Below are 9,931 nucleotides of genomic sequence, written 5' to 3'. Positions count from 1 at the left end.
TACATTCGCTGGTACAACGAAAAGCGCATCAAGAGCTCTCTTGGCTATCTGAGTCCGATCGAGTATCGTGAAAGCTTGGGTTTAACGATGTAAACCAGTCCAAGAAAAGGTCCGCATCCCCAAGCAGCGATTGAAAACTGATACACCGTTTTGAGATGATGGCTGCTTTGCGGAGCGGCCTTGAAACCCAACGAGGTGTACGTGGAAATTCAGTTATTGAGCAAGCATGGGTTGAGTCTGCGGCGCATCGCCGCCGAGGTGGGCTGCGCGGTGAACACGGTGCGGCGACATTTGGCGCTGCAGGCGGTGCCGAAGTACGAACGCAAGGTCAAGCGCCCTACGAAGCTGGCGGCGCATGAAAGTTATCTGCGCGAGCGGCAGGCGGCGGCGCAGCCGAATTGGATACCGGCCAGCGTCTTACACCGCGAGATTGTCGAGCGTGGCTACCAAGGTGGTCTAAGCCAGTTGCGTGCGTTCATGCGCTATTGCGTCCGGCGCTGCCGGTCGAGCCCGAGGTGCGCTTCGAGACGGCGATGGGTGAACATAGTGCCGGCCAGCGCCGGTTGCTTACTTTTGCTGACCTCTGTTCATCTGCAATGCGTCGAGATTGCCAGTGGCAGAATACAAAATACGTGGTCCATTTCTTTCGCCGATGGCTATAAGGTAAGCGCTTCGGTTTTTCTGAAAGCTCCCGCTCTGCCCAAGATCACCGTACGGGAAGCTGATGCAAACGTAGGTGCCGGTTTGATCGGCCACGGTCGCCCAATCGGCAGCGAAGGGATCAAGCTCCGTGGGACGGGTATGGAAGCCGGCAAGCGGGTGTGCCTGAGCGATGGAAAAAAGCTGATTGCCGTAGATGACAGCTTTGACGTGGCCGCGCTCGGCATAACCTATCGGTTTGTTACCTGACTTGATGTAATAGATGGCATTGAAGCCTTCGAGGTAATCATCTTCCGAATATATTTTTTCAGTGGGTAAAGGACTCCACTTTACCGATTTCGAAGTTGACTGCGCGGACAGACAACTGACGATCGCCGCCCTTGACGGCGTTTTGGCTTGAGCTTCCACGACCAAAGCTGAAAGAAACATCATGAAGAAAAAATGCTTCATTTGTACTCCCATCCTCGCGTGACCTTCAGGAATTCCGGATTCAACTTCCAGAAAATCGTACCGCCGTATGCCGCTGTGGAATCGTACTGGTGATCATAGCGCCCGACTTCTTCCGTGGCGGTCGATATCTTTCCAGTGGTACGGCTTCGGGTCTTGGTTGTTTTCGATATGATCACGACTTTTGTGGATTCCTTGATCCCATATATATTGTGGGAAGGATCAGCGAACTTGATGCCGCGTCGAACCTTGAAGTGGCGCGCATAATTGGTCTTGATATTGGCAAACTTTGACTCGGCTTGAGTTTTGGAGGAGGAGAGCATCCACAAATACACAGGTCGTTCTCCAGCGCGACCTTTTTACCATTCCAGATTTATGGGATACGGGGGCCGACGCACATAATTTTTCCGCTGGATTTACAAGCAGGACAAATTATCGGGTCACCCTCTAATGCGATCTTTTTGCTGTTGATGCTGCCATTGCTGCTGGCTGAGGTTACTTTATCGCCGGCAGTCGTGGTCGCGCCTAACGTGATGTGATAGCGCCGCATGCAGGTCCTTGGTTGACGAATTCCGGAGAACCGAGCGTAACTGAAGTGAGAAGTTTGAAATTGACGCAAGGCAATTTTTACTTGCTTCTGGTCTATATGATAGCCGGAGCGGCGCCTTGCAAGTACGCTAAACGGTAATTCATTCAGTGTTAAAAGGGCTTAACGCGTCCAGCTTCCACTAACTCCGCCGCCAGGTTATGGCGCGCATTCGCATGCTGTGGATTGATGGCCAGCGCCGCCTGGCCGTACCGGATCGCCAGCGCGCTGTCTCCAACATCCGAAGCTGCCACCGCCGCATTCGCCAGCAAATCCGCATCGTGCGCCTCGATCCTGAGCGCCTCATCGTACGCCGCCAGCGCACCCGCCGCATCGCCGCTCACCAGCCGCAAATTCCCCAGCTCCCGTAACGCCCGCCACTCGGCCGGCTTGATCGTCAGCACCCGTGCGAAGTCGGCGGCGGCGCCCTCCACATCGCCGAGCTCCGCCCGCAACATGCCCCGGTTCAGATGCGCCTCGTAATACGGCGGCGACAGCGTAATCGCCCGCGCGTATGCTTCCAGCGCCTCCTCTTCGCGCCCGCTCAGCCGCGACAGCAGGTTGCCGAGGTCGTTGTAATACTCGGCGTAAAACGGATCGCAGGCGATCGCCGTGCGCAGGCGGCGTTCGGCGCGTTCGGTGTCGTTGACCAGTTCGTACACCTGGCTGGTGTTGTAAATGAGGATGGAGCGGTGCAGCTGGAACTGGTCTTCGCCGTATGCGCCCGCGATCTCGGCGATGCCGTGTTCGCACAGGGCCAGTGCCTCGTCGAACTTGCCCTGGCGCGCCTTGATGTATGCGTAGGCGTTTTCGGCGAATACCTTGATGTAGGTGTGGCGCGGGTGGTCGGCAAATTTTTCTTCGATCAGGCGCAGGTTGCGCACGGCGCAGTCTTCCGCTGCCGGCAGGTTCACCGGCACCTGGTAACGGCCGTACGTCATCGATTGCGCGTATAGCGCGGTGGGCACGAAGCGGCTGGCGGGGAAGGTCGTTAAAAAATCGTCGAGCAGGGCCAGCGCGGCGGCGGTGTAGCCCATCGAGTACAGCACGAACGCGGCATTGATGAACAGGCCGTTGATGGCATCGTCGCCGCTGCCCTGGCGGCGCAATTCTGTCGATGAGAACAGCTCTGCAAAGAACTCGAACCAGGTGTCGTACAAGCCGATACCCATCAGCACGTCGCATGGTTCCACCAGCGCTTGCAGGCGGCGCAGCGGGTCGCGGATCGCCAGCGCATGGACCAGCACCAGCGGACCTTCGCCAGCGGCATAGCGCTGCCACGCGGCCAGGTGCGCCGCATGGTGCAACTCATCGAGCTCGGCGGCGGGCAGGGTGGCGGCGTTGCGTTGGGCGAGCAGGTCGCCCTGGCAGCTCGACGCCACCGAGTCGCGCGCCAGTTCCCGGCGGCGTTCGCTGTCCAGCGTGCCCAGGTACAGGTCGATGACGGTGGTGACCGGCAGCGTGGCGGCCTTGCCGAGGTCGTGGCCCAGGCAGGTGGCCAGCACCCGGCAGGTGGCCGGATTGCCGCCGGACTGGCGGTACACCGTTTCGCGCTGGAATGGCGTGAGGTGGGCGAGGTCGGTGGCTGCTTCGAACTCTGCCAGCGTCAACGGCGCGATCCGGATGGTGACGGGATCGGTAATGTGCTTGGCAGCGCGGCCAGTATCCCCGCCGTTGTTGCAATCGGCAAAGCTGCCGGTACCGCCACCGGCATTGTGGTCAGTAGAGCGGTGTGTATCGCAGCCAGCATGTTGGCCAGCAGAGCGGCCGGCATCGTGGTCGGCATTGCAGCCGGTATAGTGGCCATCGAGCCGGTTCGCGTCACCGCGTTCCAGCAGGACGCACTGCAAGCGGCACGTTCTCCCCGGCAGTCCGTCTGACCGTTCCTGCAACCGCCGCAACACCGCCAGCAGGCTGCGCGAAGTCGGCGGCAGCCGCTCCGCATTGTCGATCACCACTACCACCGCTTGCTGGCGGACAGCCAGCACGGCAAGCATGAACTCGGCCAGTCCCACCAGCAACTTGTTCTGGTACTCGTGGTGATAAAACCGCGTGCGCTCGTCGCGTACCGAAGTGCTGGTCAGATCGCGCGGCAGGGCGTAGGCCGGTGAATCGCGGCGTGGCCACAGGCGCTTGAGGCTTTGCTCGTGCGCAGCCACCAGCGCCGACTGGTCTCGCTCCGCCTCATCCAGCAACTGCATGGCCAGCGGTTCGAAGCCGGCCAAGTAGCCGTGCGCGTGGCCGTCGCCGTCGAGTTCCCAGATTTCGCGCTCGGCTTCGACTGACGCGCGGGCGGTGGCGCGCAGCCCAAGCCCATGCGCGCCGGCAACCACGGCAATGCCGTGGTCGCGCAGCGCGGCGGCGATGGCCGGCACGTAGGCAGGGCGGGCGGTCATCGCGCGCGGCCGGTTACACCGTGCCCAGATAAGGCGTGGTGGTGCGTATCTTGATCTTGCTGACAGTGACCTTCTTGATGATGGACGTGCCGCGCGGCGCGCCCGATTCATACACCAGCTTTTGTTCTTCGGTCGATTCCTCGCGTTCGTCGGTTTCGGTTTCCGTGATGATTTCCGGATACTTGGCGTTGAGGGGATTGCTGCTGGTAGCCAGTTCGCTCATGATGATTCTCCTTGTTTGTTGAACAACGGCGGTGAAAACGCAGGCGGTGGTCAGACCGCGCTGCGCGAAAAATAGGTGCGCTGGCGGCTGCGAAAGCCGGCGCCGTAATACGCTTGCGCCCAACTGCAATCTTCCACCAGTGGATTGCTGGCAAAGAAGGTGCCGGACGCCATGGCCGCGCGCACCGCGTCGCGGAACGCGTAGTGCGTATACGAGCGCATGAATTCGCCGAGATAAATGTCGGCCACCTCGTGGTCGCCGGCGATGACCAGCATGTTCTCGTCGTTCTGCTTGCTCGATGCGAGGCTGAAATTGGCCGAGCCGCTGATCACCAGCGGCCGCTTGCCGAGCGGGTCGATCAGCATGAACTTGGTATGGATGAATTGCACGTGCTGGGCCATGGCATTGCTGCGTTCGAGCAGAAACTGGTCGAGCGCGTTGGTGCGCAGGTAGGCGCCCATCGCCACGCGGCCGCTTTCGGTGGCGCGGATCTGTTTGACGATGCGGCCGATTTTATCCACCTGCTGCTTGTTGCCTTTCAGGCCGTCCATCAGCACGTAGCGCACGCCGCGATGCTCGGGCGACAGCGCTTGACCCAGCCGGTCGTCGATGGAAAACGCCAGCGTGAGCAGAACCGCATCGGCAGCGGGTATCGCATCGATGTAGCGGTCGAGCGCGTCGCGCTCCTTGCGCGGGCTGAAGATCGGCGTGCAGCCGTCGGGCCATTGCGCCGGCAGCGGAAACGCCGTGGTGATCGCTTCGCGCAGCGCCATGCTGGCCGGGTCGGCTGCCAGCAATTGCCAGTAGGCGAGGAACTGCTGCGCCACCGTGGCGTCCCACACTTCGTGGCCGGTATTGAGCTGGCCGAAGAAGCCGTTTTGCGACCAGTTAAGCGAGCCGCCCCACACCGCCGTGGGCACGCCCTGTTTCGACAGCACGATGAACTTGTTGTGGGCGATATAGCTGGGATTTTTCTCGCGCGCGATGCCGATGTCGGCCAGGTGCGCCATATCGAGTTCGCCGATGTTTTCCTCGCGCGGATACGAGGGACTGTCGTCGTCGCCGTTTTCCTTGGCATCGAAAACGATGCGCACCTCCACGCCGCGCTCGCGCGCTGCGCGCAAGGCGTCGAGCACGGGCGGGTGGCGTGCTTCGTAAATGGCCGCGTGCAGCGCATCACCGGCTTGCGCCTCGGCGATAAACGCCAGCAACGATTCGAACAGGCCACGGCTGAGCCATTCGAACGCCTGGTTGTTAGGCACATCTTCTGGCGCGCGGTTGGCGAAGCGCCTGGCGTACTCCTGGGCGGCAATTGCGCCGCGATTGAAGTGGATCGCGTGGCCCGACGCCGTGCGCGTAATCGTGCGCACCGGCACCACCACTTCGGCCAACGCCTCGAGCGCGGCCGGCGTACCGCCGAGCGCGACGATGCGATACGTGTAGTCGACGCCGGGGCGCACCGTGTAGTCGGCCCACTGGAAGGTTTGCAGCGGATGGTTGCGGGTGGAAACGCGCGTGCCCTTATCGAGGCCGGGGTCGGTGGTGGCGTAGCGCTTTTGCGCTTCGAGCCAGTCGGCGCGGCCGGTCTCGTGATCGGTGCGGTGGATGGCGAATCCTTGCAGCAGCCCCGCCTGCTGCTCGGGCCAGTCGAAGCCGAATACGATCACATGACTGCCGGCAATCGCCTGTACATGCAGGCCGCCTTCGGTGCGTTGCGCGCGCATGGCCGTCTCCTTGCGGATCAGAAGGTCACAGAGTAGCCGGGGTTCGACGCCTGGGCCTTGGTGTAACTCACGCCGTCCACGCGCAGGCCGTCCGCGTTGAGCAGCGTGATGATGCCGCCCTTGTTGGGCAGCACGACCGGCGGAATGAGCGTGACACGCAGCGCTTCGCCGGCAGCAATCGCGCCCTGCAGGGGCATGGCGTTCTTGTCGCGGTCGAGCAATTTCCAGCCGGCCAGATCCACCGGTTGCGCGGTGGCGTTGAGCAGGGTGACGGTTTCGATTTCCGGCGACTTGACCGGGTTCACCAGCGCGGCGACGATGCGCACCGCGCCATCGGGCGCCTCCGGTGTGGGCGTGGTGCCGGGCTCGAACGGGTTCGGTGGATTGGGGTTGTCCGACGGCGGACCGCTGACGCCGCCTTCGATGCGGTGGCCGGTCTGGTCGTCGCTGTGCCAGGTTTGCGACTGGAATTTCAGGAAGATGCCCACCCACTGGTTTTGATCGGGAAAGTTCAACAGCAGCGCGCCGTCCTGGTACACGCCGTCGTCCTGTTTGAAGTTGCCGGCGTTGGCTTGGTTCATGTGGATATCGTGCACGCCGTTGCCGGGCAAGAAGCCGAAGATTTTATCTTTCTTGCCGGCCTCGGGACCCCAGCGCTCGCCAAACGCGTACAGCACGGCGTTCTCGTCGGACAGCGCACGCTGGATGTGCTGGTCGATCTTCTCGTTGAGGTCGTTGTCGGGACCGTTGATGCTCAGCGGCAGCGGCACCATCTTGCGCGGATCAAACAGGTTGCTGCGGATGAAGTCGAGCGCGGGACCACCGGGATTCGATGCCAGTTGCGACCAGCCCACCGGCAACGCCTCCAGTTGCGCCAGTACGGGATGCTGGAAATGCGCGTCCACCAGGTACTCCACCTCGGACGGCGCCAGCTGCGATTTGACGTTGACGGCGATGCGGTAATCGGTGGTGTCGTCGATGATGTGGACTTGATAGTGCGCGTTCTGGTTCGATCCAAGCTGGCGATTGATCGGACGTCCTTTCAGTACGCCGTACTGGTGCAGAGGCATGGCGAGCTCCTGTTGAGGTGTGACGATAGCGGACAATATAGGACGAAAATCGAGGAGTGCAAGGCCGATTATTAGCGGGCTCTGCGCTATGAAGCGAGCTGGACAGGCAGGTTCTACAAGGCGCCGTTTGCATTTGCCGGCATAGAAAAAGCCCGCAAGCTTTGCAGCGTTGCGGGCTTCTGATTAACCGACACAAGCTTTACATCTCCGGCTCCGCCACCGGCTCCACCACGCTGGCCACCAGCACCACGCACAGCAGCGCCGTGCCCACCATGTACAGGAATACGCTGCTCCAGCCGAAGTGGTCGAGCAAGATGCCGACCATCAGCGGCGCTACAGCGCCACCGATCTGGCCGAGGAAGTTGACGATGCCGAACGCGGTCGGGTACGTCGATTTGCTGACCAGGCCCATCGCATAGGCCGAGTAGCCGGCAAAGCCGATGCCCACCATCAGGCCCGAGATCAGCAGCGTGGCGCCGAGGAACGTGGCGCTGTCGGGGGCATTGATCAGCAGGCACAGCATCAGGGTGGTGCCGATGGCGCCAAGCAGCATCATCGGTTTGCGACGGCCGTCGAGCAGGCGGTCGGAGATCAGGCCGCCGATCATGTTGCCGGTCACCGCGCCGATGAACGGCGCCGAGGCCAGGAAGCCCATCTTGACCGATTCGAAACCGCGCACGGTCACCAGGTACGTCGGAATCCACGACATGAAGATATTGGTGATGCCGATCATGCAGCCGTAACCGAGCGCCACGCCGATGATGTTCCACGAGGTGAAGACCTGACGAATCGTTTGCAGGCGCTCGACCCGGCGGGTGCGGTTGATGGCGTCGAGCAGCGGCATGCTGCGCAGGTAGCGCAGCGCCGGTTTTTTGCCGGCGTTGGCAGCATCTGCCGGTGCACCTTCGCCACGGATATAGCGCTGTTCGGCCGGCGAGCAGAAACGGCTCTCGCTGGGCGAGTTGGTCACCAGCAGCATCCACAGGACGGCGAACAAAAAGCCCGGGATGGCGAACACGTAGAAAATCTCGCGCCAGCCCCAGATGGCAATCACGATCAGGCACACCGACGGCACCATCAGCGGCCCCAGCTTGGACGCGGCAATCCACAGCCCCGTTGCCAGGCCTTTTTCCTGCGGCGGGAACCAGCGGTTGATCACATTGGTGCAGCCGATGCCCAGCGGGCCTTCGGCAAAACCGAGGCCAACGCGGTAGAGTTGCAGCAACAGCACGGACGTGGTGGTGGCCATCAGCGCCGTAAACAGCGACGTAAACACCATGCACAGTGCCAGGAAAATGCCGCTGGCTTTTTCGCCGAGGCGGCGGTACAGCATGCCTACCGGAATTTGCACGATGGCGTAAGCAAACGAAAACAGGCTGACGATCAGGCCCGCTTCGGTGTTGGTGATGTGGAATTCCTTCTTCATGTAGGGCAGGGCGATGCCGAAGTTGGCGCGGTCGGCGCAGGCGATGGCCCAGATACAGAAAATCAGGCCCATCACCACCCAGCGGTAATTGGTCTTCTTTTCTTCCTGCGGTGCTGCTGCTTCAGATGTTACCGGCATGCTCGCGGTGGATTGCTGTCGCATAGATGTCTCCAGTGATGTTTTTATTTGGTTTTAAAGGCGCTACAAATCCTCCCACCCGGCCCCGGTCGCGTCCAATCTTTTATCGACATGACGTGATCCGCAAATTGAATCACTAAGGCACAGTCCAAGCCGTGTATCAACTGATAGCTTTTTGGGATTGGACGCGCAAAACAAAACATCCCATGATGCGCTCACATCTCGATGCTTGCCATCGCCTAACAGGGAGACCCCATTGAAACCACACGTCCTGCAACTGAACCCGATCCTCGTGCCAGCCATTAACGACAAGCTGAACGAACTCTACACCGTGCACCGCCTGTTCGAGCAACAGGACAAGACGGCGTACCTGGCAGAGCATGGCGCCAACATCCGGGGCGTGATCACCGGTGGCCACACCGGCATCGCCAACGCCATGATCGAGAGCCTGCCGGCACTGCAAGTAATTGCCGTCAACGGCGTCGGTACCGATGCGGTGGACCTGGAATTTGCCCGCTCGCGCAACCTGCCGGTCACCGCCACCTTCGGCGCGCTGACCGAAGACGTGGCCGACCTGGCCATCGGCCTGATCCTGGCGTCGTGCCGCGAGATTTGCTCGGGCAATGATTTCGTAAAAACCGGCAACTGGCAAAAGAATCCGCATCCGGGCGCGATCCCGCTGTCGCGCCGCTTCAGCGGCAAGCGCGTGGGCATCGTCGGCATGGGCAAGGTTGGCCGGGCAATTGCCCAGCGCGCCGCCGCCTTCGATTGCCCGATCGCCTACACCGACCTGCGCCATATCGCGGAATTGCCGTACAACTTCGTGCCCGACCTGCTGCAACTGGCGCGCGACAGCGACATCCTGGTGCTGGCCGCCGCTGCCGACAAGGCGCAAGGCATCATCAACGCCGCCGTGCTGGACGCCTTGGGCAAGGACGGCTACCTGATCAACATCGCCCGCGGCAAGCTGGTGGTCGAAGCCGACCTGGTCGATGCCCTGACGCGCGGCGCCATCGCTGGCGCCGGCCTGGACGTGTTTGTCGATGAACCCAACGTGCCGGAAGCGCTGTTCGCTATGGACCGCGTGGTCTTGCAGGCCCACCGCGCCAGCGCCACCGTCGAATCGCGCACGGCCATGGGCGAGATGGTGCTGGCCAGCCTGGCCGCCGGCCTGGCCGGGCAGCGCCCCGAAGGCAGCCTCACCACTTAACCCTAAAGACAGAGGCGAGTCGAGCACGTCCTGTAGGCAATTATCGCTATC

At 61.6% G+C, this 9,931-nt stretch carries 10 protein-coding genes and 1 pseudogene; 3 read left to right on the top strand and 8 right to left on the bottom strand.

Annotated features, from left to right (window positions below):
* Together ASF04_RS26535 and ASF04_RS26530 are read left to right on the top strand one after the other, a co-directional pair.
* The coding region (locus tag ASF04_RS26535) for an IS3 family transposase (protein ID WP_156368535.1) at window positions 1-93 on the top strand (93 nt) is incomplete at its 5' end.
* 87 nt (window positions 94-180) lie between these two features.
* A pseudogene (locus ASF04_RS26530) lies at window positions 181-539 on the top strand (IS21 family transposase); the annotation flags it as partial.
* A 28-nt stretch (window positions 540-567) separates the two neighbouring features.
* Here the strand turns inward: ASF04_RS26530 and ASF04_RS27340 are convergent.
* From ASF04_RS27340 to ASF04_RS05595, 8 genes are all read right to left on the bottom strand, one after another.
* Window positions 568-1,110, bottom strand: a complete 543-nt coding sequence (locus ASF04_RS27340) for a hypothetical protein (protein ID WP_156368534.1) — start codon at window positions 1,108-1,110, stop codon at window positions 568-570.
* Entirely contained in the window at window positions 1,107-1,430 is a 324-nt protein-coding gene (locus ASF04_RS05620) for a hypothetical protein (RefSeq protein WP_200931066.1), read from the bottom strand. Before ASF04_RS05620 ends, ASF04_RS27340 begins: the two co-directional genes overlap by 4 nt.
* Window positions 1,431-1,480: 50 nt before the next feature.
* Entirely contained in the window at window positions 1,481-1,657 is a 177-nt protein-coding gene (locus ASF04_RS28670) for a PAAR domain-containing protein (RefSeq protein ID WP_373922124.1), read from the bottom strand.
* Window positions 1,658-1,806: 149 nt separating this feature from the next.
* Window positions 1,807-4,089 (bottom strand): tetratricopeptide repeat protein, encoded by a 2,283-nt coding sequence (locus tag ASF04_RS05615; RefSeq protein WP_056138875.1) that lies wholly within the window; start codon window positions 4,087-4,089, stop codon window positions 1,807-1,809.
* A gap of 13 nt (window positions 4,090-4,102) precedes the next feature.
* Window positions 4,103-4,312 carry a hypothetical protein gene (locus ASF04_RS05610; RefSeq protein WP_019921927.1) on the bottom strand — a complete coding sequence of 70 codons (210 nt, stop codon included), beginning with the start codon at window positions 4,310-4,312 and terminating at the stop codon, window positions 4,103-4,105.
* A 50-nt stretch (window positions 4,313-4,362) separates the two neighbouring features.
* On the bottom strand, window positions 4,363-6,036 hold the full coding sequence (locus ASF04_RS05605) for a phospholipase D-like domain-containing protein (RefSeq protein WP_056138874.1): 1,674 nt from the start codon (window positions 6,034-6,036) through the stop codon (window positions 4,363-4,365).
* A gap of 17 nt (window positions 6,037-6,053) precedes the next feature.
* Window positions 6,054-7,106, bottom strand: a complete 1,053-nt coding sequence (locus tag ASF04_RS05600; protein WP_056138872.1) for a DUF2278 family protein — start codon at window positions 7,104-7,106, stop codon at window positions 6,054-6,056.
* 199 nt (window positions 7,107-7,305) lie between these two features.
* A complete protein-coding gene (locus tag ASF04_RS05595; protein WP_056138919.1) occupies window positions 7,306-8,670 on the bottom strand; it encodes an MFS transporter in 1,365 nt (454 codons plus the stop codon).
* A gap of 256 nt (window positions 8,671-8,926) precedes the next feature.
* Here ASF04_RS05595 and ASF04_RS05590 point away from each other — a divergent pair, with 256 nt between their 5' ends.
* Complete coding sequence (locus tag ASF04_RS05590; protein WP_056138870.1) at window positions 8,927-9,880, top strand: 2-hydroxyacid dehydrogenase; 954 nt, start codon at window positions 8,927-8,929, stop codon at window positions 9,878-9,880.
* The last annotated feature ends 51 nt before the right edge of the window (window positions 9,881-9,931 follow it).

The organism is Duganella sp. Leaf61 (assembly GCF_001421905.1).
Lineage (GTDB): Bacteria > Pseudomonadota > Gammaproteobacteria > Burkholderiales > Burkholderiaceae_D > Rugamonas > Rugamonas zoogloeoides.
The sequence above is the reverse complement of the archived record's forward strand: the minus strand, read 5'-3'. Positions and strand labels throughout refer to the sequence as shown.